Annotated in this window: 24 protein-coding genes and 1 tRNA gene; 21 read left to right on the forward strand and 4 right to left on the reverse strand. The window is 65.6% G+C overall.

Annotation, left to right across the window (positions count from 1 at the left end):
* Positions 1–204: 204 nt before the first annotated feature.
* The gene (locus tag EV191_RS07525) at positions 205–1,146 is read right to left on the reverse strand and encodes a GlxA family transcriptional regulator (protein ID WP_020502092.1); all 942 of its coding nucleotides are present in this window, start codon (positions 1,144–1,146) and stop codon (positions 205–207) included.
* Between the two features lie 107 nt (positions 1,147–1,253).
* Between EV191_RS07525 and EV191_RS07530 the strand changes: the two genes are divergently transcribed.
* From EV191_RS07530 to EV191_RS07540, 3 genes are all read left to right on the forward strand, one after another.
* Positions 1,254–1,565 carry a putative quinol monooxygenase gene (locus EV191_RS07530; protein ID WP_006247389.1) on the forward strand — a complete coding sequence of 104 codons (312 nt, stop codon included), beginning with the start codon at positions 1,254–1,256 and terminating at the stop codon, positions 1,563–1,565.
* Between the two features lie 776 nt (positions 1,566–2,341).
* Positions 2,342–3,667, forward strand: a complete 1,326-nt coding sequence (locus EV191_RS07535) for an ISL3-like element ISPfr2 family transposase (protein ID WP_132876210.1) — start codon at positions 2,342–2,344, stop codon at positions 3,665–3,667.
* Between the two features lie 665 nt (positions 3,668–4,332).
* On the forward strand, positions 4,333–4,680 hold the full coding sequence (locus tag EV191_RS07540) for a hypothetical protein (RefSeq protein ID WP_132876211.1): 348 nt from the start codon (positions 4,333–4,335) through the stop codon (positions 4,678–4,680).
* A 69-nt stretch (positions 4,681–4,749) separates the two neighbouring features.
* Here the strand turns inward: EV191_RS07540 and EV191_RS07545 are convergent, their stop codons facing one another.
* Together EV191_RS07545 and EV191_RS07550 are read right to left on the reverse strand one after the other, a co-directional pair.
* Positions 4,750–6,363: a tyrosine-type recombinase/integrase gene (locus tag EV191_RS07545; RefSeq protein WP_207894452.1), complete on the reverse strand. Its 1,614-nt coding sequence runs from the start codon at positions 6,361–6,363 to the stop codon at positions 4,750–4,752.
* A gap of 256 nt (positions 6,364–6,619) precedes the next feature.
* Positions 6,620–6,692, reverse strand: a tRNA-Arg gene (locus EV191_RS07550).
* A gap of 175 nt (positions 6,693–6,867) precedes the next feature.
* Between EV191_RS07550 and EV191_RS07555 the strand changes: the two genes are divergently transcribed.
* From EV191_RS07555 to EV191_RS07605, 11 genes are all read left to right on the forward strand, one after another.
* Positions 6,868–7,785: a cation diffusion facilitator family transporter gene (locus EV191_RS07555; protein WP_132876213.1), complete on the forward strand. Its 918-nt coding sequence runs from the start codon at positions 6,868–6,870 to the stop codon at positions 7,783–7,785.
* A gap of 105 nt (positions 7,786–7,890) precedes the next feature.
* Positions 7,891–8,811 (forward strand): DALR anticodon-binding domain-containing protein, encoded by a 921-nt coding sequence (locus EV191_RS07560; RefSeq protein ID WP_132876214.1) that lies wholly within the window; start codon positions 7,891–7,893, stop codon positions 8,809–8,811.
* A 1-nt stretch (position 8,812) separates the two neighbouring features.
* The gene (gene lysA, locus EV191_RS07565; RefSeq protein ID WP_132876215.1) at positions 8,813–10,240 is read left to right on the forward strand and encodes a diaminopimelate decarboxylase; all 1,428 of its coding nucleotides are present in this window, start codon (positions 8,813–8,815) and stop codon (positions 10,238–10,240) included.
* A gap of 61 nt (positions 10,241–10,301) precedes the next feature.
* Positions 10,302–11,609 carry a homoserine dehydrogenase gene (locus tag EV191_RS07570; protein WP_132876216.1) on the forward strand — a complete coding sequence of 436 codons (1,308 nt, stop codon included), beginning with the start codon at positions 10,302–10,304 and terminating at the stop codon, positions 11,607–11,609.
* Positions 11,606–12,673 carry a threonine synthase gene (gene thrC, locus EV191_RS07575; protein ID WP_132876217.1) on the forward strand — a complete coding sequence of 356 codons (1,068 nt, stop codon included), beginning with the start codon at positions 11,606–11,608 and terminating at the stop codon, positions 12,671–12,673. Before EV191_RS07570 ends, thrC begins: the two co-directional genes overlap by 4 nt.
* Positions 12,670–13,560 carry a homoserine kinase gene (thrB, locus tag EV191_RS07580; RefSeq protein ID WP_132876218.1) on the forward strand — a complete coding sequence of 297 codons (891 nt, stop codon included), beginning with the start codon at positions 12,670–12,672 and terminating at the stop codon, positions 13,558–13,560. The genes thrC and thrB overlap by 4 nt, the downstream gene beginning before the upstream one ends.
* 534 nt (positions 13,561–14,094) lie before the next feature.
* Positions 14,095–16,116 (forward strand): transcription termination factor Rho, encoded by a 2,022-nt coding sequence (gene rho / locus EV191_RS07585; RefSeq protein ID WP_132876219.1) that lies wholly within the window; start codon positions 14,095–14,097, stop codon positions 16,114–16,116.
* Positions 16,117–16,302: 186 nt separating this feature from the next.
* Entirely contained in the window at positions 16,303–16,515 is a 213-nt protein-coding gene (rpmE, locus tag EV191_RS07590) for a 50S ribosomal protein L31 (RefSeq protein ID WP_132876220.1), read from the forward strand.
* Between the two features lie 132 nt (positions 16,516–16,647).
* A complete protein-coding gene (prfA, locus tag EV191_RS07595; RefSeq protein ID WP_132876221.1) occupies positions 16,648–17,730 on the forward strand; it encodes a peptide chain release factor 1 in 1,083 nt (360 codons plus the stop codon).
* Positions 17,731–17,791: 61 nt separating this feature from the next.
* A complete protein-coding gene (gene prmC / locus EV191_RS07600; RefSeq protein WP_132876222.1) occupies positions 17,792–18,664 on the forward strand; it encodes a peptide chain release factor N(5)-glutamine methyltransferase in 873 nt (290 codons plus the stop codon).
* Positions 18,665–18,708: 44 nt separating this feature from the next.
* Complete coding sequence (locus EV191_RS07605; protein ID WP_165912873.1) at positions 18,709–19,665, forward strand: hypothetical protein; 957 nt, start codon at positions 18,709–18,711, stop codon at positions 19,663–19,665.
* Positions 19,666–19,722: 57 nt separating this feature from the next.
* On the opposite strand, the gene EV191_RS07610 is transcribed toward EV191_RS07605, so the two are convergent.
* Complete coding sequence (locus EV191_RS07610; protein ID WP_132876224.1) at positions 19,723–20,793, reverse strand: peptidoglycan recognition protein family protein; 1,071 nt, start codon at positions 20,791–20,793, stop codon at positions 19,723–19,725.
* Positions 20,794–21,061: 268 nt separating this feature from the next.
* Here EV191_RS07610 and EV191_RS07615 point away from each other — a divergent pair, with 268 nt between their 5' ends.
* The 7 genes from EV191_RS07615 (at position 21,062) to EV191_RS07645 (ending at position 26,298) form a co-directional block, all read left to right on the forward strand.
* Complete coding sequence (locus tag EV191_RS07615; protein ID WP_132876225.1) at positions 21,062–21,712, forward strand: L-threonylcarbamoyladenylate synthase; 651 nt, start codon at positions 21,062–21,064, stop codon at positions 21,710–21,712.
* Positions 21,713–21,866: 154 nt separating this feature from the next.
* Entirely contained in the window at positions 21,867–23,021 is a 1,155-nt protein-coding gene (locus EV191_RS07620) for a glycosyltransferase family 4 protein (RefSeq protein ID WP_132876682.1), read from the forward strand.
* Positions 23,018–23,575, forward strand: a complete 558-nt coding sequence (locus tag EV191_RS07625) for a Cg1360 family ATP-synthase-associated protein (RefSeq protein ID WP_243658817.1) — start codon at positions 23,018–23,020, stop codon at positions 23,573–23,575. The genes EV191_RS07620 and EV191_RS07625 overlap by 4 nt, the downstream gene beginning before the upstream one ends.
* A gap of 206 nt (positions 23,576–23,781) precedes the next feature.
* Positions 23,782–24,561 carry a F0F1 ATP synthase subunit A gene (gene atpB, locus EV191_RS07630; RefSeq protein ID WP_132876226.1) on the forward strand — a complete coding sequence of 260 codons (780 nt, stop codon included), beginning with the start codon at positions 23,782–23,784 and terminating at the stop codon, positions 24,559–24,561.
* Positions 24,562–24,618: 57 nt separating this feature from the next.
* Positions 24,619–24,867, forward strand: a complete 249-nt coding sequence (locus EV191_RS07635) for an ATP synthase subunit c family protein (protein ID WP_132876227.1) — start codon at positions 24,619–24,621, stop codon at positions 24,865–24,867.
* Between the two features lie 30 nt (positions 24,868–24,897).
* Positions 24,898–25,458, forward strand: coding sequence for a F0F1 ATP synthase subunit B (locus tag EV191_RS07640; protein ID WP_132876228.1), 561 nt, complete (start codon positions 24,898–24,900; stop codon positions 25,456–25,458).
* Entirely contained in the window at positions 25,459–26,298 is an 840-nt protein-coding gene (locus EV191_RS07645) for a F0F1 ATP synthase subunit delta (protein WP_132876229.1), read from the forward strand. It abuts the gene before it with no gap.
* Positions 26,299–26,340: the final 42 nt, after the last annotated feature.

The raw sequence follows: 26,340 nt of genomic DNA on the forward strand, positions 1-26,340 counted from the left end.
GGCTCCACTGTCTCGGTCATCACAGATCCTTCCCACCAAGCTTGCTGCTCGGCGTGTCAGACCAAGACCAGATCCACCGTTAACCAGACAGTCCCCGGGCGTGTCGAGTGGGTCGTCCAGGGGCGACGCAGGAGCGTCGACGCGACGTGCTGAGAGGTGGTTCCAACCGAGCGCTAGTACACCGGCTACAGGCATGGCGATAGGTCAGGAACGGCGTCGCTCCCTGCGCAGGAGGGAGCGCAGAGTCTCGGCGTTCGCGTAGCCGACCCGTCGCGCGATCTCGGCGGAGGTGAGGTCCGTGGTTGCTGAGAGGTGCCGAGCTCGTTCGATGCGAAGCCGTTGGACGAAGCCGAGCGGAGTGAGGTTGAGCGCCGCACGGACTCGTCGTTCGAGGGTGCGCCGGCTGGTGCCGAGCGACTGCGCGACGACGGCGACGTTGAACGGTTCGTCCAGGCGGACGCGCACGAAGCGTTCGAACTCGACGACGATCGGGTCCTCGTGCCGGAGATGTTCGTAGGCGACGAAGGCCGCCTGCGACGGGCGCTCGTCGATGATGAGGAGCTTGGCGACATGTTGGGCCAGGTCGGGGCTGATCGATCGCACGAGTGAGAGCGCGAGGTCGATGTGGGCGAAGGCGGCGCCGGCGGTGACGAGGTTCCCGTCGACCACGACCATGGTGTCGAGATCGAGGGCGACGGTCGGATAGCGCTTCAGGAACTCCGGCCCCAGGAACCAGCTGGTCGTCGCCCGCCGATGATGCATCCGTCCGGTCTCGGCGACGGCGAACACGCCGGTGCACGCCGCGGCGATCCGGGTGGTCGCGTCGTCGAGGCGCCCGAGTGAGGCGATGACCGAACGAGCATCTCGGCTCTGGAGGGCGTCGTGGGTCGCGGCGGCCGTGAGGGTTCCAAGCGCAGGGACGACGACCACGTCGAACTCTCCGGACTCCGACAGCGGGTGGTCCACCGACAGGGTCATCGATGCCGTCGTGGTCACTCGCCGTTTCGGTCCGAGGATGGCGAGTTCGATCGGGTCGATCCGCGGGTCGACATCGCCGCGGGCTCCGTCGGCCACCCGCACGATGTCGATGACCGACGCGACCGCCGAACCGAAGCAGCCGTCGATCGCGATCAGTCCGATACGCATGGCGCGAACAATAGCAATACTGCCGTATACGCCACTCCCCACCGGCCCTCGCTCGTCATACGCTGAACTCGCCCCACGAAGAACCCCGACTTCAAGGAGAACCCCTCATGTCCACACCCGCATCACTTCCGTATGCCTTCGTCGCCAAGATCGTCGCGGCCGATGGACAGCACGACGCGCTCGCCGATCTGCTCGCCGGCGCTGTCGCACTCGCCAACGAAGAAGTAGGAACGATTGTCTGGTTCGCGGCTAGGACCCACGCCGACACCTTCTGGATCTTCGATGCATTCCCCGACGAGGCCGCTCGCGACGCCCACGCCAACGGCGCCATCGTCGCAGCCCTGATGGCCAACCAGCACCTCCTCGGCGCAGCACCCGAGATCCTGGCGGCCGACGTCCTCGCGTCCAAGCTCCCGTAGTCCGCCAACGCACGAGACGATCGCGCCCCGCCGAGCCGTCGGACCCGACCGCCTCGACACCCGCACCACGTTGACGATCCCCGACGGGCCGATCACGAGGAGGCCAGGCAACACCAGGCGCAAGCCTGGAGCGGCACTGTTTCACCGGTGGTCATCGAGAGAGCCAGCGCGGTTCCATGGCAGCGCAACTGTGTCAACTTGCCCTCCGTCCCGCGAGGCGCCGTGGGCGGGTCGTGGTTGCGATCCGTTGCCGTGACGGGAGACGCGTTGCGCGTCGCAGCGATGACGGGTCGTTGGCGTTCCGGGGCGTTGCGTTCGTGCGCGCCGCGCGTGCGGCATGGAGCATCTCGCTGCGCACACAACGATCGCTGCGCCGACGCACCGTTGACACCTCGCACGTCCAGGTCGCGACACAACGCCACGCTGCGTTGCCGAGCGGAGCGAGGCATATCGGCACACGGACAGGATGCCGGCCGCGAGCGCTCAGCCGGCGAGGGGTCCGTCGCAGAGGAGAGCGACGTCGGTGTCGGGCAGAGCCGTGAGGCCAGCGCATCGCGCGACCACCAGAACCGAACCGCCCCTGCCCTGCGTTTGCGCAGGTCAGGGGCTGTTCGCCGGAGCCGCCTGTCGGAATCGAACCGACGACCTAATCACGTCGGCTTTGCGGGCTCTTCCCAGATGAGGGTGTAGGTCGGCCGGGCGCGTCGGTCCGCAGATAGACGTCGAGGTCTCCCGACGATGGAGGTTCCTACGCCATCCATCCGAAAGACCTCGACGTGTCCGACGCTACCCCGCCGGCCGGCTTCGGCCGCCCTGACCTGACCGCCTTCGCTCGACTCGACGGCCTCGGTCTGAGCGTGACCGGGCAACGACTTGAACCGGATCGTGCGGTCCTCGCGTGCCGCGTGGTGGAACCAGATCAGTCTTGCCGACGGTGCGGCAGCGAAGGCGCTGCTCGTGACACCGTGATCCGGCGGTTGGCCCACGAGCCGTTGGGCTGGCGACCGACCGTGCTGGAAGTTGTAGTTCGCCGCTACCGCTGTGCCGACTGCGGACACGTGTGGCGCCAAGACACCAGCGCCGCGGCGGAGCCACGCGCGAAGCTCTCGCGCACCGGGTTGCGGTGGGCGCTGGAAGGGATCGTGGTCGCACACCTCACCGTCGCCCGTGTCGCCGAGGGACTCGGGGTCGCGTGGGACACCGCCAACAACGCGGTCCTGGCCGAAGGCAATCGGCTGCTGATCAACGACCCCACGCGGTTCGAGGGCGTGAAGGTCATTGGCGTCGATGAGCACGTCTGGCGCCACACCAGGCGTGGCGACAAGTACGTCACCGTGATCATCGACCTCACCCCGGTCCGCGATGGCGCCGGCCCAGCAAGGCTGCTGGACATGGTCGAGGGCCGGTCGAAGGCGGCGTTCAAGACCTGGCTCGCCGACTGCGACGACGCCTTCCGTGACGCGGTCGAGGTGGTCGCGATGGACGGCTTCACCGGGTTCAAGACCGCCGCTGCGGAGGAGATCCCGGACGCGGTCACGGTGATGGATCCCTTCCACGTCGTGCGCCTGGCCGGTGACGCCCTCGACAGGTGCCGGCGCCGGGTCCAACTCGCGATCCACGGGCACCGTGGGTTCAGGGACGACCCGCTCTACAAGTCGCGGCGCACGCTGCACACCGGCGCGGACCTGCTCACCGACAAGCAGAGCGACAGGCTACGCGCGCTGTTCGTTGATGACGCTCACGTCGAGGTCGAGGCGACCTGGGGTGTCTACCAGCGCATGATCGCCGCCTATCGCCACGAGGACCGGCAACGTGGCCGCGAGCTCATGGAGAAGCTGATCACCGACCTCAGCGCCGGCGTCCCCAAGGTGCTCACCGAGCTCACCACCCTGGGCCGGACCCTGAAGAAGCGAGCCGCCGACGTGCTCGCCTACTTCGAACGACCCGGCACCAGCAACGGGCCGACCGAGGCGCTCAACGGACGGCTCGAACACCTGCGCGGCTCCGCACTCGGGTTCCGCAACCTGACCAACTACATCGCCCGAAGCCTGCTCGAGACCGGCGGCTTCAGACCCCAACTCCTACACCCCCGATTGGGATGAGCCGTTGTGCCGCGACCGGCCTTTGGTTTTCTTCGCCTAGGGGCCTGGCGTACGAAGCACTAAATTATGATGAGGGGCGAATAAGGTATGCAGGGTAAAAAGATTAGCATTCGGAAGTACTTATGGTCATCTGCGGTACTATTGGTTAGTTCTCTCGTGTTTATGGTAACCGGATCCGTGGCCGCGGCGACATCTGAATCATCTAATATTCCAGCCTATGAGACTTTTGCCGACATACAATGTCATAGGAATCCAGATTTTTTAACGGTTTCTTATAAAGGGTGGGGCGTGGACTACACTGCAAATACGAGGATCCATGTCTTCATGTATATAACGGCGCCTGCTGCTCAATCTCCGGGGGGTTCCGTCCAAGATGACGATCGAGTTCTGACAACATCGGGTAGCGGGTCCTGGAGCACTCCTAGGCTTAGCGAGGTCGCCCGTGAAGGGCAGTTTGTCCTGACGGTGAAAGCGTACAGATACCCGGCTAGTGGGGGGGGCTTCTAGATTCAGCAAGTGCTACCTGTACGTTCTGAAAAGGGTGACTAGGCTGGCCCTGGAAGTGTCGGCCGCAGGCGGTACTCGATCTCTTGGTCTTGCTGGTCAGTCTTGCGGGGTCTTATAATGCTCCGTATTTGATATAGTCCTAGTAGTTAGGTGGCCAAATGTGCGACGTACCGGATGATGTGCCGCCTGAAAAGTATCATGAGAATGCTGGATTGAATCCTATTCGGCACTGGGAGGACACTGCCGAGGTTCGGATGGAGCTTTGTCATATTGTGCGGGGTAGTACACCAGCTGACAGAGTTCAGTTCCTCGAACAGTTGGTGGACGGCAAGAAGAAACCGATGACCAAGCAGGATCTGGACTACGCGGTCTTCTTTAATAAGGTTGCCGAAGCATTTGGTTTCGTGGATATTATCGACATATCGACTGAAGGGTGCTCGATCGTACGCGGAGCACAAGAGCCGTTGCGTAAAGTTTTCTCGGATGATTATCAATTTGGAGACTAAGAAATGAGCTAGAGTTAGGATGTTTTTAGTCTTCAAAATCAACCTTTGTGTCCTTGTGATCGTCGACGATCACAAGGACACAAAGGTTGTGAGTAGCTCGGGCGTTCCGGCTCTACGTACTTCTAGTGCATAGTCGTCGATGTCGGTGTTTTCGCCTCCAAAACGTCGAATCGCGCCGGCTAGTAGGCGGCGCAGATGTTCGGCGTTCGTAGGGTCGGCCTGCGCGGAGAATGAACGAATCTCGTTGCCGAGTCGGTACAGTCCTAGATCCAGCATGATGGTTGCCTTAGCGTCTGATGTGGACTCGGGCGTCGTAGTAGTCGTCGGTAGTTCTGCGGCGGGTTGTTCCGTGGTAACCGGTTCTGGTGGCCGGATGATCGTGGGGCGGTTGCCGCGACCGGCATCGCTGAGCAGTCCCCATTTACGAAGCAGGCCGAGCGCGCGGTGAGCGGTACCTGCTGAAACGCTGTGGTCTTGGCACAGTTGCTTGACGGACGGCGCGAGTTGGCCACCGGGAAGCAGTCCTTCGAGGATTGCTCGGCGCAGGCTGGCCGCGATGTGTTCGTAGGGTGCCTGCGGATCGGCCTTTGCTCGTTCAATCGGGTCTGGTGGTGCGGCAGGGCGCTCAGGTACGCGTGAGAGCAGGGTTTGTGACGCGCGTTGGTCGGCTTCGGTGACCCATGCGGCGTAGACCTTGAGCGTCGTCGTGCCACCACCAGAATGGCCAAGGCGACCGGCAACCGTGCGGATGTCGACGCCAGCGGCGATGAGCTCGGTAGCTGAGTAGTGCCGCAGCTTGTGGATCGACGTGTTGATACCTAGACGTCCGGCCAGCCGCTTGTAGCGCTGTCCGAGCGATGCGGGCTTGTACGGCGTGCTGCCGTCTGGGGTTAGCGAGAAGATGTGCGCGTCGGACGTGATCGCGAGTCCGGCCTGCGACGCGAGTTTGACGCAATGGTCGTAGTAGTCCGACAGCACGGCAACGGTGGTGTCATCAAGTGCGAGGTTGCGCCCTTCGCCTTCCTTGGTCTCCTTCTCCCAAATCTCGGCGCCGTCCTGGGCAATGCTGCCGCTGTAGCGCAATACCTTTCGCTTCTTGTTGAAGTGCCGCCACCGTAGCCGGCTGATCTCTCCTCGGCGGGGTGCGGTGATCATCACAACCCATACGAGCGTGCCGAAGTCGAGATCCTTCCAGGCCTCATTGAGGATAGCGGCGGCTTCCTCGGCGCTCGGCGGGTCAGGGTTGGGTTTCGGCGCGGAGGGTGGTTCCGCCTGGTCCATCGGATTGCGGCCGATCCAGCCCCATCGGACGGCGCGTGCGTACGCCCCGGACAGGATGAAATGGATCTTCCGCACGGTCCATGCCGCAAGTGGTTCACGCATATGGGGTTGACACCGCTTGTCGCATTCGCGCGCCTTGGTGGTGTGATGCTCGGTGTGTGAGCCGGTGCAATGGTCGCGGCAACGCGCCAATTCGGCGTAGTAGGAGTCGAGCAACGTCGCGTCGAGCAGGTCGCCGATCTTGCGCTGCCCGATCAGCTGAGTCACATGGTTCTTGACGTAGCGCGCGTAGGTGCGTCGGGTGGTCTCTGCGATGTCCATCAACGGCAGGTGCTTGTCTAGGAGCTGCTGCACGGTCGCATCGGTGCGTGGATGCCGTTGCTCGTATACGTCGTTCAGCAATCGGACTCGGGCAGCTTCGGCTTGATCCCACTTCGTCGGACCGTCTGGAATCGTTTCCCGAAGGTAGCGCTCCTCGCCCGTGAAAGCGTCGACTCCGGCGTAGACGTGTACGCGGAGTGATCCGCCGCGACGTTCCTCGATATGACCGCGCTGACGGTGCCGTTTGCCTGCCATGAGACGAGCGTAGGCCCGTTTCATTCCCCAAACCATTCCCCAACGGGCGGCTCGGCCGGCTCAAGGCGGTCTCTGACCTGGGCGCCCTCGGTAGGATTCGAACCTACGACACCTGCCTCCGGAGGGCAGTGCTCTATCCCCTGAGCTACGAGGGCCCATCGCGATCGCGACGTCGGAGAGCCTATCGCATCCGGTTTTCGTCGTCGGCGGCCACCCCGTCCGCCGCCGGCGGGGACTCATCACTCTACCAAGTAAACTTAGCCTCAGCTTTCTTGCATACATGCGCATGTCGCTATATGTTCTCCCTATGCGATCTTATGGAGGCTGGTAATGGGACACGGACATGGGCACGGCCAGGTGAACCCGCAGAGCGCGTCCGGGCGCTACCTCGGCCGGCTGTTCATGGCGTTGGGCATCACGACGAGCTTCATGTTGGTCGAGTTCATCGTCGCGCTGAGTACCTCCTCGCTGGCTCTGCTCTCCGACGCCGCGCATATGCTCACCGACGTCGTCGGCATCGGGATGGCGATCACGGCGATCGTGTTGGCCAAACGAGCGAGCCGCAAGTCCAGCCGCACCTTCGGGCTCTACCGAGCCGAGGTCTTCGCCGCGCTAGCCAACGCCGTCATGTTGTTCGGGGTAGCCGGCTACGTGATCTACGAGGCTGTCGGCCGGCTCGACGATCCGCCAACGGTGCCCGGTATGCCGGTGGTACTGGTCGCGCTGGGTGGCCTTGTCGCGAACATCGCCGCCTTCGCGCTGCTCCGTCAGGGCGCCAAGGAGAGCCTGAACGTCCGGGGCGCCTATCTTGAGGTGTTCGCCGACCTGATCTCCTCGGTCGGCGTGCTGATCAGCGGTGCGATCACCCTGGCCTTCGGTTGGGCCTACGCGGACATGATCATCGGTGTCGCGATCGGTCTGTTCGTGCTCCCGCGTAGCTTCGTGTTGGCCCGCAGGGCACTGCGCATCCTCTTCCAGCACGCGCCGGAGCGGGTGGACGTCGGTGCGGTCAACGGCGCTCTCGCCGCCCTGCCCGGCGTGGTTGACGTGCATGACCTGCACATCTGGACACTGACCTCGGGCATGGAGGTCGCCTCGGCACATCTGGCGACCGAGACCGAGGCGGAGGTGGCCGACGTACTCGGCGCGGCGCAGCGGCTCCTCGCCGAGGACTACCACATCGAACACGCCACGCTGCAGGTCGAGCCGATCAACGCGACCGAACGCTGCGCGGAACTGAGCTGGTAGCCACACCGACGCATAACTCACCAGCCGGCGTGCCGATGGACCACGAGATCATCGGCACGCCGGCCCCTTTTTGCGCTGTTCGGGGCGCTCCCTAGACTTCCGCAGGTGACCCCCGCGATGCTCGCCGACCTGGTCCGTTCGGCCGGCGCCGAGGTGCTGACCGAACGCGGACTGGATACCGCCGCGTTGCCGGCGGAGATCATCGTGCGGCGACCACGGAATCCACGACACGGCGATTACGCGACCGGGATGGCTCTGCAGGTGGCGCCCCGAGTCGGGCTGGCTCCGCTCGAGCTGGCCGGAGCGCTCGCCGACCGCCTTGCCCGCGAACCAGCGCTGGACACCGTCGAGGTGGCCACGCCGGGCTTCCTGAACCTTCGCCTCGCGCCCGCGGCCGGGTACGGGGTCGTCGCCGACATCCTCGAGCAGGGCACCCGCTACGGCGGCGCGGACCGCGTCGAGCTCACTGCCGGCGATCCGCTCACCAGAGTGAACGAGGTGACCGGCGCGCCGGTCACCGAGCAGGACCTCGCCGCGCTCGTCGGACAGGACGAGGCCCGCTACGCGCTACTGCGCTGCCCACCAGGCTCGGTGCACATCGACGAGGATCTGCTGCGGACCCAACGCCCGAACAACCCCTGCTACCTCGTGCGATACGCGCACGCCAGGCTGGCCTCGGTGTCTCGAGGCGCGCAGCGCCTCGCCATCGACCCCGCGCTTGGCACCGCGGCAAGTGACGCGAAACTCACTGACGACCATACGGCCGAACTAGTGCGCATCCTTGCCGAGTGGCCCGAAGTGTGCGAAACCGCCGCGAACCGGAGCGAACCACACCGGATCGCGCGCTATCTCGAGGATCTGGCGCGGGCCTGCCACGCGTTCGCGGACACCTGCCAGCTACTGCCCAAAGGCGATGAGCCATCCTCCGAGGGGCACACCGCGCGGGTACGGCTGTGCCTCGCGGTGAAACAGGTCATGGCCAACGGACTTCGGCTGCTCGGCGTGAGCGCCCCAGAATGGATGTGAGATGAGAGCGCACCCCGCAGGACCACTGCACGCGGATGTACTGCCGCATACGGATACGGCCGGCCGTGAACCGTCTACTTCGGAGGATCTGAACCGGCTTCCCGAACTGGTCTGGCCGCGGGGCGCCGTACGCGACGCGGACGGCGTGGTGCGGATCGCCGGCGTGGACGTCCGGGAGCTCGCGGACACCTATGGCACCCCGCTGTTCATCGTGGACGAAGCGGATTTCCGCTCCCGCTGTGCGGAACACGCGCAGGCGTTCGGCGCGCCCGAACTGGTGCACTACGCGGCCAAGGCCTTCCTGACCACGCAGATCGCCAGATGGGTCGCCGAGGAAGGGTTGAGCCTGGACGTGTGCAGCGGCGGGGAGCTCGCGGTCGCCAAGCTGGCCGAGTTCCCGCCGGAGCGGATCACCTTCCACGGCAACAACAAGGCGCCAGCGGAGCTGGCCGAGGCGGTCGAAGCCGGGGTGGGCACGATCGTCGTCGACTCGTTCTTCGAGATCGCCAGGCTGGAGGCGATCGCCGCCGAACGTGGCACCGAACAGGACGTGATGGTGCGGGTGACCGTCGGCGTCGAGGCCCACACGCACGAGTACATCGCGACCGCGCACGAGGACCAGAAGTTCGGCTTCTCGCTGGCCGCCGGTGACGCGCTGGAGGCCGCGCGGCGGGTGCTGAAGTCGCCCTCGCTGAACCTGATCGGACTGCACAGTCACATCGGTTCGCAGATCTTCGACGTGGACGGCTTCGAGGTCGCCGCGCATCGGGTGATCGGGCTGCTCGCCGAGCTACGCGACGAACTGGGTGCCGCCGCGCTGGAATCGGTGCACACCGTGGATCTCGGCGGCGGGCTCGGCATCGCCTACGTGCCGCAGGACGATCCGCGACCACCCGCGATGCTTGCCGAGCAGCTACACAACATCGTCGCCAAGGAGTGCGAGTACGCCGATCTGCGGCCGCCGAGGGTCGCCGTGGAGCCAGGCAGGGCGATCGTCGGTCCTGGCACCGTGACGCTCTACGAAGTGGGCACCATCAAGGACGTCGTGCTCGGCACTGACGCGCAGCGACGCTACGTCAGCGTGGACGGTGGGATGAGCGACAACATCCGGACCGCGCTCTATGACGCCGTGTACGATTGCCGGCTGGTGTCCAGGCGCAGTGAGCCGGAAACTTCGGCGACGCTGTCCAGAGTGGTCGGAAAGCACTGTGAGTCCGGCGATGTCGTGGTTCGGGACTGCTGGCTGCCGAATGACCTCGGCCCCGGCGATCTGCTCGCGGTGGCCGCGACCGGTGCCTACTGCTATTCCATGGCGAGCGGTTACAACTGGTTGCCACGGGCAGCCGTGGTCAGTGTGCGGGACGGCGAGGTACGACCACTTCGGCGGCGCGAGACGATCGAGGATCTGCTGCGGCTGGAAGTTCGGTGAGCGGGTTGGCATGCGGTTCGCCGGCGATCATCGGTTGTGAACGGAAAACGGGAGGCACGTGGTGAGTGAGCGGGTGCGCGGACCCGTCCGGGTCGCGCTGCTCGGATACGGGACGGTGGGCACCGAGGTAGCCCGGCTACTCGAGGAACACGCGACGGATTTCGCCGCGCGAGTGGGCACGTCCATCGAGCTCACCGGGATCGCGGTGCGCCGCCCTGATCGGCATCCGGACGTACCGGCCGAACTGCTCACGGCGGACGCGGCGAGCCTGGTGAACGACGACGTCGACGTCGTCGTGGAGTTGATCGGCGGTATCGAGCCGGCGCGGACCTTGCTGCTCGACGCGCTGCGTGCGGGCAAATCGGTGGTGACCGCGAACAAGGCGCTGCTGGCCGAACACGGAGCCGAACTCTTCGCCGCGGCCGACAGCTCTGGTGCCGATCTGTACTTCGAGGCATCCGTGGCCGGCGCGATCCCGCTACTCCGGCCGCTCCGCGAGTCGCTTGCCGGGGACCGGATCACCCGGGTGATGGGAATCGTCAACGGCACAACGAACTTCATACTGTCCGCAATGGACTCCTCGGGCGCCGGTTATTCGGAGACGCTCGAGGAAGCCGCGCGACTTGGTTACGCCGAGGCCGATCCGACCGCGGACGTGGATGGCTTTGACGCCGCGTCAAAGGCCGCGATCCTTGCCTCGCTCGCCTTCCACACCAGGGTCAGTGCCGCTGACGTCTACCGCGAAGGCATCGCCGAGGTGACCGCTTCGGATATCGCCGCGGCGAAGACGCTCGACCGCACGGTGAAGCTACTCGCTATCTGCGAACGGGTGAGCGACACGGAAAACGGCGAGTCCGTCGCCGTCCGGGTCCACCCCGTGATGCTGCCACGCAAACACCCATTGTCCAGTGTGGACGGCGCGTTCAACGCGGTGTACGTGGAAGCGGATGCCGCCGGCGAGTTGATGTTCTACGGTCAGGGCGCCGGTGGCTCGCCGACCGCGAGCGCGGTGCTCGGTGACCTGATCGCGGTGGCGCGTAACCGGGTACAGGGCAGCCGAGGCTCGCGGGAATCCGCGTACGCCGCACTGCCGGTTCGGCCGTTCGCGCAAACCACCACCCGGTACCACATCAGCCTCGATGTTGCCGACCGTGCCGGTGTGCTCGCCCAGGTGGCCGCGGTGTTCGCCGCGCACGAGGTGAGCATCGCGGTGGTCCGCCAGCGAGGCAGGGCACAGGATGCCAGCCTCGTGGTGGTAACCCATTCGGCCAGTGACGCCGCGCTTCGCGCCACGGTGGACGATGTGGCGAAACTGGACGCGGTACACCAAGTGGTCAGCGTAATGCGGGTAGAAGGTGGCGAGCCATGACAGACGCACGGGCCGGCTGGCCGGGCATCATTCGCGCGTATGCGGACCGGATCGAGCTGCCGCCCGGTGCCGAGGTCGTGACGCTGCACGAGGGCGGCACGCCGTTGATCGAGGCGCCGCACCTTTCCGAGCTGACCGGATGCACGGTGTATCTGAAGGTCGAGGGCGCGAATCCGACCGGTTCGTTCAAGGACCGGGGGATGACCGTGGCGATCACGCACGCGCGGGCGACCGGTTTTCAGGCCGTGCTCTGCGCGTCCACGGGGAACACCTCGGCATCGGCCGCCGCTTATGCCGCCCGCGCCGGCCTGACCTGCGCGGTGCTCGTACCGCAGGCGAAGATCGCCCTTGGCAAGCTGGCCCAGGCCGTGGTGCACGGGGCGCGCATCCTGCAGATCGACGGCAACTTCGACGACTGCCTCGAGCTGGCCCGCAAAACCGCGGCCGACCATCCGGTGATGCTGGTCAACTCGGTGAACCCGGTGCGGCTCGTCGGGCAGCAGACCGCTGCCTGGGAGATCTGCGACGTACTCGGCCGCGCGCCCGATGTGCACTGCCTGCCAGTCGGCAATGCGGGCAATATCACCGCATACTGGCGAGGCTACGGCGAATACCACACCGAGGGGCGGATTCCGGCCACCCCGCGGATGTTCGGCTTCCAGGCGGCCGGCGCGGCACCACTGGTGCACGGTGCGCCGGTACGCGAGCCGGAAACCATCGCCACCGCGATCCGGGTGGGCAGTCCGGCCTCCTGGACCAGCGCGGTTGCCGCGAAGGACGCATCGGCTGGGCTGTTCGAAGCGGTCACCGACGAGCAGATCCTTGCCGCCTACCGGCTGCTCGCCGAGCGCGAGGCGGTGTTCGTCGAACCCGCATCGGCAACCAGCGTCGCTGGACTACTGCACACCGTTGCCGACGGTCGGCTGCCCGCCGGTTCCACGGTCGTCTGCACGGTCACCGGAAACGGGCTCAAGGACCCGTCCACCGCGCTGGAGAACAACATCGAGATTGAACCGCTGCCGGTCGATCCGCAGGCGGTGGCGGCGGCGCTGGAGCTCACATGAGCGCGCCGGAGGCGCCCGGTCTGCGCATCACGGTGCCCGCGTCCACGGCGAACCTCGGCTCCGGATTCGATGCGCTCGGGATGGCGCTCGGGATGTACGACGTCGTCGAGGTCCGCGCGAGTGATGGCCGGAGCAGGGTCGAGGTCGCCGGGCAGGGCACCCGCGAGTTACCGAGCGGGGAGCGGCATCTGGTGTTGCGGGCGCTACGTGCGGCGAGCAATCACCTCGGCCACGACGCCGGGGCGCTACGGGTCTTCTGCCAGAACGCGATCCCGCATTCGCGTGGCCTCGGCTCCTCGGCCGCCGCGATCGTGGCGGGAATCACGGCGGGCTACGCCTTGGCCGGTGCCGAGCTGGACGAGGGCGCACTGAATCTGGCCGCGGACTTCGAAGGACATGCCGACAACGCCGCCGCGAGCCTGTATGGCGGGCTGGTTCTGGTGTGGCGCAGCGAACACGGATTCCACGCGAGCCGCGCCGAACCGCACGGGTTGTTGCGTCCGGTGGTGGCCATCCCCGAGGTGCGCTCGGCGACCGCGGCCACCCGAGGACTGCTGCCGGAGACCGTGCCGCACGCGGACGCGGCCTTCGCCGCCGGCCGTGCGGCGCTGGTGGTACACGCCGTAACCACTCGTCCGGAACTCCTGCTCGCCGCCACCGATGACCGGCTGCACCAGGGATATCGGCGGCCGGCGTGGCCCGCGAGCATGGCACTGATCGAGGCACTGCGCGAGCGGGGCGTAGCCGCGGCCATCTCCGGTGCCGGGCCGACCGTGCTCGCGCTGACCACCGATGGCGTGCTGCCAGAGGATGTGGACACCACCGGGTTCGAGGTCCGCGAGCTGTCCGTGGACCTGCAGGGCGTCTCGGTGGACCAGCTGTCGTGACCAAACTCGACGCGCCAGGTGGGGGCGGTTGTTGCACCCACAACCGGCGACGTCTACCCTCGGCAGTGTTCAGTCACCGCGCGCACGGGCGCCCGGTGTTGTTCCCAGGGGATTCTTTCCTGGGTCACATCTTCTGCTGAGCCTTCGCTCCCACGCCTTCGGCGCGGGATGAGGTGCAGGCAGGTTCCCGGTGGCCGTGGTGACTGCTAACGAGCTTGCGCGGATAGTGGTTTCCGTTGTGAGCGGGGAGCCGATGTGGATAACGGACTCGGTAACGACATCACCCACGCAATCCATGGGTGATGTCAGGAACCGGTCGTTCCGCTGGGTCCCCGGCGGCTGGAAGCAGTTCCCTAGTCGTGCGAGTTCGCGAATCCCGTGCCGGCGACCCGGTAATAGTGCGGGACATGTCGATATGACCCGCAGTTATTCGCCGCGTACGTCGCACCGGATGAACAAGTCCGTTCCGCGTTCCGAGCGGGCGGAAGTCCGCTGATTCACGTTGGAGGCGTGGATCGGTCAGGAAGGACATGTGTGAGCAACACCGATCTATTGAGCGGCGAATCCGCGACAACGGATGCCACTGAGGCGTCGGCGAGTTCTGGGGGCAAAGCGACTGGCGGCGCGGCAAAGCGTCGTTCAGGGCTTTCCGGCATGGTGCTCGCCGAGCTGCGGGAGCTGGCTAACCAGCTTGGCATCAAATCCACCGCGGGTATGCGTAAGACCGACTTGATCGCGGCCATCAAGGAGCATCAAGACAAGAACCAGGGGCGGTCACGCGCGGAAACCTTGCCGCTGGACGGCGTCGGGGAGGCGCCGGCCAAGCCCGCGCGTCGACGCACGACCAAGACGAAGTCCGCGTCGACGAGCGAGCCAACCACGCCCACCGGCGAGTCGCAGAACGGCGCCGTATCCACGGTTGCCGACGAGGCCAAGCCGGCGAGCAGCAAGAACGGCACCGCCGCCGCGGCGAAGTCGACCGCGCCGAGCGAGCAGGCCGGGGGCGGCGAAGCCGAGGGACAGGACACCGAGCGCAGGGACAACCGGCGACGGCGTTCCGCCGGCAGGGCCGCGGGCAGCACGGATGGCGGTAGCGGCCAGAGTGGCGCCGGCCAGGGCGAGCAGCAGCGCGAATCCCGTGGCGGCCGTCAGGGTGACCGCAACCAGGGCGAGCGCTCCCAAGGTGATCGCAACCAGGGCGACCGCAACCAGGGTGATCGCAACCAGGGTGATCGCAACCAGGGTGATCGCAACCAGGGTGGTAACCGGGGCCAACAGAACCAGCAGGGCGGCAACCGGCAGAACGACGAGGACGACGAGGACGGCGGCAGGCGCAGGGGGCGTCGATTCCGGGATCGGCGGCGCAGGGGCGGCGGCCGCGGCGAAGGTGGCACGGACACCGAGATCCGCGAAGACGACGTGCTGCTGCCGGTCGGCGGCATCCTGGACGTGCTGGACAACTACGCGTTCGTGCGCACGTCCGGCTACCTCGCCGGCCCGGAGGACGTCTACGTCTCGCTGTCCCTGGTCCGCAAGTACGGGCTGCGCCGTGGCGACAACGTCACCGGCATGATCCGCCAGCCTCGGGAAGGCGAGCAGCAGCGGCAGAAGTTCAACCCGCTCGTTCGGGTGGACTCCATCAACGGTCTTGACCCGGACAAGGCTCGCGGCCGCCCCGAGTTCACCAAACTCACGCCGCTGTACCCGAATGAGCGGCTGCGGTTGGAAAGCGAATCGCACCAGCTGACCACCCGGGTGATTGACCTGGTGATGCCGATTGGCAAGGGCCAGCGAGCGCTGATCGTCTCGCCGCCGAAGGCCGGCAAGACGATGATCCTGCAGTCCATCGCGAACGCCATCACCAAGAACAACCCTGAGTGCCATCTGATGGTGGTACTCGCCGATGAGCGGCCGGAAGAAGTCACCGATATGCAGCGGTCGGTGAACGGCGAGGTCATCGCCTCGACGTTCGACCGTCCCCCGTCAGACCACACCTCGGTCGCGGAGCTGTCCATCGAGCGGGCCAAGCGGCTGGTGGAGATGGGCCACGACGTGGTGGTGCTACTGGACTCGATCACCCGGCTCGGCCGTGCCTACAACCTGGCGGCGCCGGCATCCGGGCGAATCCTGTCCGGTGGTGTGGACTCCACCGCGCTGTACCCGCCGAAGCGCTTCCTCGGTGCGGCGCGCAACATCGAGGGTGGCGGTTCGCTGACCATCTTCGCGACCGCGCTGGTGGAGACCGGATCCACGATGGACACGGTCATCTTCGAGGAGTTCAAGGGCACCGGTAACGCCGAGCTCAAGCTGGACCGCAAGATCGCGGACAAGCGGATCTTCCCCGCGGTGGACGTGCTGCAGTCCAGCACGCGTAAGGAGGAGCTGTTGCTCGCTCCGGACGAGCTGGCGGTCACCCACAAGCTGCGCAGGGTGCTGCACGCGCTGGACTCGCAGCAGGCCATCGACCTGCTGCTGGACCGGTTGCGGAAGTCGAAGACGAACATCGAGTTCCTGATGCAGGTGTCCAAGACCGCGCCTGGTCAGGAAGACGACTAGCTGCCGTCGAGGCTGGCGGGTTGACCTGCGTAAACGTCGGGAATACCCGCCAGCTTGGACGCGTTGTCGCGGTGACTGGCTCGTCTGGCAAGATGAGTTGGATTTTGTAGTGCGTTTGCGCACCGGTTCACCCCGCTCGGGCTATGGCCTGCGGGGACCCGGCGGCCACCAAGAGAGGACAGCACATTGAAGAGCGGTATTCACCCCGAGTACGCCAACACCGATATCACCTGTAGCTGTGGGAACTCGTTCACCACGCGCAGCACCAAGACTTCCGGTTCGATCCACGTCGAGGTGTGCTCGGCCTGCCACCCGTTCTACACCGGTAAGCAGAAGATTCTGGACACCGGTGGCCGGGTCGCCAAGTTCGAACAGCGCTACGGCAAGCGCAAGAAGTAGCTACCGCGACGGCGCCCGTGCAGCACCCAGTGCTCGCTACGGGCGCCGTTTTGCATGAGTAGTGCAAACCCATGAGTAATAGAACTCAGCCAGCGGCACCGCGCCGTAGGCGATGAGACGAGGAGGCGAGTAGTGGAAGCCGCATCTGAGGACTCCCTGCGGCCGCTGCTCGCCGAGTACGCGGAGATCGAGCAGCGGCTTTCCGAGCCGGATGTACACGCGGATCAGGCGCTGGCACGCAAACTCGGCAGGCGGTACGCGGAACTCGCGCCGCTGGTCAAAACGGTGCAGGAGCTTACGGCCGCGCGCGAGGACGAAGCCGCGGCCAAGGAGCTTGCTGGCGAGGATCCGGCATTCGCCGCCGAGGCCGAACAGCTCGCGCAACGTATTCCCGCGCTGCAAGCCAAGCTCACCGAACTACTGGTGCCGAGGGACTCCTACGACGCCTCCGACGTGCTGATGGAGATCAAATCCGGCGAGGGTGGCGAGGAGTCCGCGCTGTTCGCCGGCGATCTGCTGCGGATGTATCTGCGCTACGCCGAAGCACGCGGTTGGCGAGTCGAGGTGCTGGACGCGACCGAGTCCGACCTTGGCGGCTACAAGGACGTCACCATCGCGGTGAAGGGCAAGGGTGATGGCCCGGACGGCGTGTGGTCGCGGATGAAATACGAGGGTGGGGTGCACCGCGTACAGCGGGTGCCAGCCACCGAATCGCAGGGCCGGATCCACACCTCGGCCGCGGGGGTACTCGTCTATCCCGAGCCGGAAGAGGTCGAGGTCACCGTTGATCCGAATGATCTGCGGATCGATGTGTTCCGCTCCTCCGGTCCTGGCGGGCAGAGCGTGAACACCACGGACTCGGCGGTGCGCGTCACGCATCTGCCCACCGGGATCGTGGTTTCCTGCCAGAACGAGAAGTCGCAGCTGCAGAACCGGGCGCGCGCGATTCAGGTGTTGCAGGCACGGTTGCAGGCGATGGCGGAGGAGGAGGCTGCCGCGAAAGCCGCCGACGAGCGGCGCAGCCAGGTACGTACGGTGGACCGTTCGGAACGGGTACGTACCTACAACTTCCCGGAGAACCGCATCTCCGATCACCGGGTCAACTACAAGGCCTACAACCTCGATCAGGTCCTTGGTGGCGAGCTGGACGGGGTACTGGACGCGCTGACCGAAGCCGACCGCGCGGAGCGGATCGCCGCACAGTCGGCAAGCTGAGCTTGGACACACGTGTGGGTGCTTCACGCGTTATCCGTAGCGCGCATGGCAGGCTTACTACGTGAAACGACAGCCGTTACGCCTGGCGATAATGGAAGCCGAGCGACTTCTCGCGCAGGCAGGGGTGGACTCACCGCGTGCCGACGCCGAGTTGATCGCCGCACATGTGCTCGGTGTCGAGCGTGGCCGGTTGCCGATGGTGCCGCTGGTGGATCCGCCTGTCGTGGACGCGATTGGCCAGCTGGTTACGCAGCGCGCCAAGCGGATTCCGCTGCAGCATCTCACTGGATGGGCGGCGATGGGTCAGGTCACGGTGGACGTGGGCTCGGGTGTGTTCATTCCCCGTCCGGAAACCGAACTACTGCTCGAGTGGACCTTGCGCCAGCTGCGCGACGTGCAGCGGCCCATCGTGGTCGATCTGTGTACTGGTTCGGGCGCGCTTGCGCTCGCGATGGCGCACGAGCGGCCGGATGCCACCGTCTACGCCGTCGATAACGACCCCGTGGCGCTTTCCTGGGCGCGGCGGAACGTGGAGGCGCGGGCGTCGGCAGGGGATACCGCGGTGCGGCTGTTTTCCGGCGATGTGGCCGATCGCATGGTTTTCGCCGATCTCGATGGAATGGTGGACGCGGTCGTGTGCAATCCGCCGTACGTTCCGGAGGGAACCCGGGTAGCACCGGAGGTGGCCGGTTATGACCCGCCCGCCGCGGTGTTCGCGGGCGAAGGTGGATTGGCCGTGATCCGTCACGTGGTGAACTGCGCCGCCCGCCTGCTCAGGTCCGGTGGCGTCGTGGCGATTGAGCACGATGATCGGCACGGGCATTCGGTGCCCGCACTACTCGCCAGCAGGCGGGTGCTCAGTGCGGTCGCCGATCATCCGGACCTGGCTGGGCGCGCGCGGTTCGCGACCGCGCGGCGCGGCAGCGCTCCGTAGGAGCGCGGGCAGAAAGCGAGGGTTCGGATATGCGGCCCAAGGCGATGAGAAGTCGCGCCGTGGTGGTGTTCCTTGGGGTACTGGCGTTGTTGTTGGCGACGCCCGGGGCCTCCGGCGCGGATAGTCCGGCCAAGGCGGAGTTGCCTGGCGGGATGTCCCGGTTCGTGGCTTCGGTCGGTGGTCTGAGCACCGATTCCAGGGAGAACTGGGTACGGCTGGCGACCTACTCGTTCACCGCGGACGGCAAGGTCACCGAGTCACATTTCCATTGGACACAACGCGAGCGGGTGAAGCGTTCGCTCAATGGCGTGCATGGCAACGGATGTGATGCCAGGGACTGCGAAGTCCGCACCGCGAACGGCTATCAGGCAACCAGCTTCCCGGAAAAGCTGAGCGGCAGTTACACGGTGGATGGTGACCAGCTCACCGTGGAATGGCCGGATACGGGTACGGAGACCTGGAAACTGAGCTCGGTCGCGGACGGCAAGCTGGCGAAGCTGACCTTCGTGGACAGTTCCTACGGTGCCACGCATGGCTACGGCTACGGCAGCGAAGCGAAATGGGACGAGCGTGCGTCGATGGCCGAGGTCGCCGCCTTCGATCACGAGAAGCTTACGCACAACTTCGTCTTCTGGAAGACCGACGAAGGCGCGCCCTATTTGGACAAGGGATCCGGCAGCCCGTTCTGGCGCACCGAATGGAAGGAATGTGAGAGCAGTCGCTGCCTCGGCGGCAAGAACCCGGACACCGAGTACTACCTGGCGACGGCGAACAGTTCGTCCACCGACCGCAGGGACACGCTCTGGCACTGGCGTACCGAACTCGCTGATGGCCGGGGCGAGTACTGCTACACGGGCAACTCGCACGTGAAGCCGATGCTGCAGATCATCGACAGCGACGGAGGCTTCCACGGCTGGGTAGCCGCGGAAGCCTCGATCTCCGAGACATCGTCCAGCACGGACGATGATGACATCGGCGTTTTTGAGATTTCCGAATACTAGTAACTACTTGCGGTGACCGCGGTCCGTAAGAGGATCGCGGTCACCGCAAGGGGTGAGCTATTTGGCGAGCAGCTGTTTCCAGGCCGAGGTGTCTATCGTGGACTGGATTCGACTGCTGCGCCCCTTGGCGTCCAGCAGTACCTGCGCGGCTTTTGCCGCCGGGCCCTGATCACCCGGCCGCACCGTGGTGGCCAGGATCGGCCAGATGCCAGCGCCGAGCAAGCCGGTCTCCGGGCGCTTGCGTACCGCGCTGCAGGCCGCGGGGGTGATGCCGTACCGCGACTCCAGTTCAGCCACCGCCCGCTGCGTGGACGCGCCGAATACGCCGTCCGTCGGCACGGACATGCCCTGCGCGCGAAGCAGATGCTGACCGGCGAGCACCTCCGGGCCGGTGTCACCAGGCTGCACCAGACGCCAGGTGGTCGGCTGCTTGACCTCCTGGCCGAGCCGCGCGCCAACCGCGTCGCGGAGTTCGGGTAGCCGGCCGTAGAGCACCTCGCCCGGGCATTCCGTGCTGTTGTAATCCCGGTGGCCGTAGATCTCCGAGGCCGGAATACCGAACTGCGAGCACATATGCGAGACGAGTTCGACCAGCGAGTTCCACAGCGCGTCGGGCACGTCCACCTCGGTGTAGGTGCCCTCGTTCTCGATACCGACCGCATCGCTGTTGTGATCCCCGACGTGCGCGCCCACCACGTGCTTACCGCCGTCATTGAGCGCGTTCAGGCTTTCGTGCCTGCCCTCGGTGATATGGCCACCACGGCTGTTGGTGAACTGCTGGCCGGAATCGACCCACCCACGGTCGTCCATATGGAAGTTCTGGATGCCCCTGGACAGCGAGAAGGCGTGTTCCAGGGACGTGTCGTCGCTGTTGCCGCCGGCGGTGTGGTGCACCGCGACCCAGATGGGTGGCTGGTCGAGTACTTCGATAGTGCCGTTCGGGGAGCGAGCTCCCCAGTCCGCCGTGCCGTGGATCTCTGGGGCGGCTTTGCTCGATAAGGCTCGTGCCGGTCGGGTCAGTGCGCCGGCTGCCTGTGGCACGGCGAGCCCGATCGCGCCGAACGCGGTTACGGTGAGGCCGCCTTGGAGCAGGGTTCGGCGGCCGAGTGGACGTGTCGGAAACGCCATCTCGATCTCCCTCGTCACGGGGCGTGTCAACACGCCCAGATCGGTGATTGGCGAGCCGAACTTATGCGTTCACCTTGATGTTTGGAAGCCCCGATCGGGTCAAATGCCACCGTATTTACGTCTATTTTGGTAAATCAGCCACATTTACTTCACTTTCGGGTAAGCAGAATTGGTAAATACCCGGCGTTGTTCGCGTGGCATGTGTGCCCTGCGTGAAGTTGTGGAGGGGGAACTCGGCCAGTGTGGGCGCTGTGCCAGGATCATTTCCGTGAGGACGCTGTACGACTGTGGTCAGTCCGAAGCACGTCAGGACGGGCTGCGCGCCGCCGCGGGCGCGGTACGTTCCGGGCGACTCGTGGTACTGCCAACTGACACCGTGTATGGCATCGGTTGCGATGCGTTCAACTCCGGCTCCGTGCGCGCCCTGCTCCGCGCCAAGGATCGTGGCCCGGACATGCCGGTGGGGGTGCTGGTCGGGTCCTGGACGACGATCGACGGCCTGGTGCTCAACGTTCCAGCGCAGGCACGCGCACTGATCGAGGCATTCTGGCCGGGCGATCTGTCCATCGTGCTGCCGCACGCGCCCTCGCTGGCCTGGGATCTCGGGCTCACCAAGGGCACGGTGATGCTGCGGATGCCGCTACACCCGGTGGCGATCGAGTTGCTGCGCGAGGTCGGCCCGATGGCGGTCTCCAGCGCGAACCGGTCCGGGCAGCCTGCGGCCGCGTCCGCGGCCGAGGCGCGTGACCAGCTTGGCGACTCGGTCGCGGTATACCTGGATGGTGGACCGAGTGGTGACCCGGTGCCGTCGACCATCGTTGACCTCACCGGCAAGGAGCCGCTGCTGCTGCGCGAGGGTGCCGTATCCGCGTCGGCCGTCTCGGAAGCGCTCGGCACCGATGTCGCCACCGCGGGCTAGCCGCGCGCGCGAATGACAAGCGAGACGAACACCAATGCGGCGAGCGGCATTGGCGCACGGAACACGTGGGTGAGGGGACAGTGAACGCTCGGTGAACATTCCGTTCGGGGCCTTCGAGTCACCGTTCCGGGTCCTAGACGCGACAGGGCGAGCCATCGCCGCACCTGCCGCGGAGCCGGCAGGGTTGCCGGTACGGGAATTCCTGCTGGTCTGTCTGACGTCAGCCGCGCTGACCTACCTCACCACCGGCCTGGTGCGGAAGTTCGCGATCCGGATCGGCGCGATCGCCAACCCGCGTGCGCGGGACGTGCACGCCGTGCCCATTCCCCGGATGGGCGGGCTCGCGATGTACCTCGGGGTATGTGGCGGCATGCTGCTCGCGCACCAGCTGCCGGTACTGCGCAGGGCCTTCGATTACTCGCTCGATCCGGTCGCGGTGCTGATCGGCGGTGGGGTGATCGTGCTGATCGGTGCCCTCGACGACCGGTTCGAGCTCGACTCCCTGACCAAGCTGGCCGGCCAAGTCACCTGCGCGGGGCTGCTCGTGTTGTTCGGCGTGCAGTGGTTCGTCTTCTGGGTGCCATGGGGTGGCGAGCACGGTGGCATCGGTCAGGTGTTCGTGCTCGATCAGAACCTTGGCGGGCTACTGGTCGTGCTGCTGGTCGTCGCCATGGTCAACGCGATGAACATGGTGGACGGGCTGGACGGGCTGGCCGCCGGCATCGGGCTGATCACCGCCGTGGCGATGTGCGCTTTCTCGCTGAACATGCTCGCCGATTCCGGCGGCGACGTGGTGAGCTACCCACCCGCGCTGATCACGGCCACGCTCGCGGGGGCCTGTCTCGGCTTCCTGCCGTACAACTTCCAACCGGCGAAGATCTTCATGGGCGATTCCGGGTCCATGCTGATCGGGCTGATGCTGGCCGCCGCGAGCACCTCGGCCTCCGGGCGGCTGACCTACGCGCATTTCGGTGGGCGGGACGCGCTCGGGCTGCTTTCTCCGCTGCTCGTGGTGGCCGCCGTGCTGTTCGTCCCGCTGCTTGACCTGCTGATGGCCGTTGTCCGGCGCACTCGGCGCGGCCAGAGTCCGATGGCCGCGGACAAGATGCACCTGCACCATCGGCTGCTGGAGATCGGCCATTCACAGCGACGTGCGGTGCTGCTGATCTACATGTGGGTCGGCGTGATCGCCTTCGGCGCGGTATCACTGACCCTGTTCGACGACGTATGGGTGGCCGCCTGGGTCGTGGTCGGCGGGTTCCTGGTGGCGCTGCTCGTTTCGGCTGTTCCTAGACTGAGGGCACGATGAGCGAACACAGCGAACCGGACAGCCGGACCACCGACGTTGCCGGGAGCCAACAGGTGGAGCCGGAGGATACCGCCTCACCTGCGGAATCGCGCCCGAACGAGCCTGAGGAACGGGAGGAGCCGGTACTGCCGACGGCTCCGCGTACGCACGCGGAGAGCGTGCTGGCGTTGGCCCAGGCGATGCGGCGCTACGCGATGATTCCCGGCGCCGTCGTCGCGGCGCTCGCCGTCGTGGTGTTCGGCGTGGTCCTTGGCCAACCGGGCCTATTCGGCGCGCTGATCGGCGGCGTTGTCGGATTCGGCTCCTCGCTGGGCACGCTGTGGCTGATGCGGAAATCCGCGGCCGCGCATCCGTATATGGCGATGGCCGTTGCCCTCGGCGGTTTCGTCGGCAAGCTCATCCTGCTGTTGCTGGTGATGATGGCGCTGCGGGAAGTAACAGGGATTGATCACATCGCGCTCAGTATGACGATGCTACTCACCGTGATGGTTTGGGCGGGTGCTGAGCTGGTGGCGTTCCGAAAGACCAAGATCCCGACGATCATTCCGAGCTAACCAGTACGGCTGTCCGGTAGCAGTTGGGCGACTGATACCGTTCGCTCAAGCAGTTCCGCGGATCGCGCACCGTACTCGTCAAAGGCGGGTACGCGAAGCGGGATCCCGCTGCCAGGTACCTGGAATACGTCAGGTACGTTGATTCTTGATCGTGACGATTCGCCCGGTGGTGTGAACGCCGGCCGGGAGAACCGGAAGGAGCCCAGTTGGGCGCGCTGGTGCTGACGCAGGGTGGCGGGTTCGAGCCGCCAGGGGTGGACTTCTTTTTCCTACCGCCGATTTTCGGCGAGGTCACCAAGCCGATGGTGCTTGTGGTCTTGTCCACGCTCATCATCTCGGTGTACTTCATGCTGGCGAGCCGGAATCTCAAGATTGTTCCCGGCAAGGGTCAGTTTGTCGCGGAGTCGATCTACGGCATGGCGCGAAACACGATCGCGCGCGAACAGATCGGCGCCAAGGATTTCCGGCCGTTCGTGCCGCTTATTCTTGGCCTGTTCACTTTCGTGTTGGTGAACAACATCTTCGGCATTATCCCGCTGATTCAGTTCCCGACAATGTCGAAGATCGGGTTCCCGATCGCCCTGTTCATCGTCGTGTACGTGGTGATGCACGCGGTCGGTTTCCGCAGGCACGGGTTCCTGGGCTACTTCAAACACGTGATGTTCCCGCCCGGCGTGCCGAAGCCGATCTATCTGATTCTGAGCCCGATCGAGGCATTCCAGAAATTCATCGCGCAGCCACTCGCGCTCGCGGTTCGAGTTTTCGCCGCCATGTTCGCCGGTCACATGATCATCTTGGTGTTCGCGCTCGGTGGCGCGTATCTACTTTTCGAAGCCAGTGCGGGATTGAAGCCCACTTCACTGGTGGCATGGGCAGGCGTTATCGCCATTACCTTCGTCGAGGCGTTGATTCAGGTTCTGCAGGCATACATCTTTGCCCTGCTTACGGCCAACTTCATCGGTGCGGCGCTGTCCAGCGAGCACTAAGGAAATCGAGACCCCCGATCCGCGCAATGTGCGGGCCGAGTTGAAAGGGATATGCAAGTGAGCAACATTGTTCTCGCTCAGGAGGCGGTCAACCTCAATGCGGGTTTGGCCGCGATCGGTTACGGGCTCGCGACCATCGGCCCGGCGATCGGTGTGGCCATGATCTGGGCCGCGGTGATCAACGGTACGGCGCGTCAGCCGGAGGCCCAGGGCAAGCTCATGGGTATTGCCTGGATTTCCTTCGTGCTCGTCGAGGTGCTTGCCCTGATCGGCCTGGTCGTTTACTTCATCGCTTCCGGAGGCTGAGTTAGCCGCTCATCACGTTAGGGAGATGTTGTGGTGAAAACGCAGATCGTGCTTGCGGCCGCCGATGGCGAGCACAATCCGGTGCTGCCCGAACCAGCCGAGATCGGGGTTGGCCTTGTCGCCTTCCTCATCCTGCTGTTCGTGCTCTGGAAGTTCGCCGTACCGCGGTTCGAGAAGCTCTACAGCGAGCGCACGGAAAAGATCGAAGGCGGAATCAAGAAGGCCGAGCAGGCCCAGGCAGAGGCCGAGCAGGCGCTTGAGCAGTACAAAGCGCAGCTGGCGGATGCCCGCGCCGAGTCGGCCAGGATCCGGGACGACGCCAGGGTCGAAGCCGAGCAGATCAAGGAAGAGCTGCGCGCCGAGGCACAGACCGAAGCGGCTCGGATCGTCGCTCAGGGTGAAGCTCAGCTACAGGCGCAGCGGGCGCAGATCGTATCCGAGCTGCGTGCCGAACTCGGCCGTAACTCGGTTGAGCTGGCCAGCCGGATCGTCGGTGAAGCGCTGGAGAACGAGGCCCGCCAGCGTGGCACGGTCGACCGTTTCCTTGCCGAGCTGGATGCCGAGTCCGCCAGCAGTGCGACGAGGGAGTAGGTGAGTAGCTTGCGCGCGACGACGCTGCGTGCGGCCAGCCGCGAAGCACTGGAGGCAGCGCAAGGACGGCTGGACGAGGTGCTCGCGGAGCAGGCGACTGAGCCAGCGGCGCTCGGTGCCGAGTTGTACGCCGTCGTTGAGTTGCTCTCGACGGAGATTCCGCTGCGCCGCGCGGTCGCCGACGCCTCATCGGACGCGGCTTCGCGGACGCGACTGGTCCGGCAGCTGCTCAGCGACAAGGTTGCCGAGTCGACCTTGCAGGTGCTCGACGAGGTCGTGGTGAACCGCTGGTCGTCGCCTCGCGAGCTGCTGGACGGGATCGAACTGCTCGCCGGTTCGGCACTGCTTGCCCGCGCGGAGCGGGACGGCACGTTGGACACGGTCGAGGACGAACTGTTCCGGGCCGGCCGGTTGATCGCGGGCAACGTCGAGTTGGAGCGGGCACTTTCCGACCACGCGGCCCCGGCGGCGGCCAAGCGCGAGCTGATTCGCCGGTTGTTCGCCGACAAGGTGAACACGGTGACCGTGACGCTGTTGGAGAACGTCATTACGCTGATGCGTGGGCGTGGTGTGGTGTTCAACCTCGACGAACTCGCCGAGCGGGCCGCCGTGCGCCGCCAGCGTTCGGTCGCGCACGTGATTTCGGCCCGTGCGCTGTCCGAGGAGCAGCAGCGGCAGTTGGCCGAGCGCCTGCAGGGCATCTACGCGCGACCCATCGCGTTGCACGTCGAGATCGACCCGGCGATCGGCGGCGGTCTGATCGTCAAGGTTGGCGATGAGGTCATCGATGGCAGCGCCGCCGGACAGCTGGATGCGCTGCGACGGCAGTTGGCCGGCTAGTAGACGCGGGCGGCAGAAGAACTTTGCACACTGGCATTAACG

The organism is Tamaricihabitans halophyticus, assembly GCF_004340875.1.
GTDB lineage: Bacteria > Actinomycetota > Actinomycetes > Mycobacteriales > Pseudonocardiaceae > Tamaricihabitans > Tamaricihabitans halophyticus.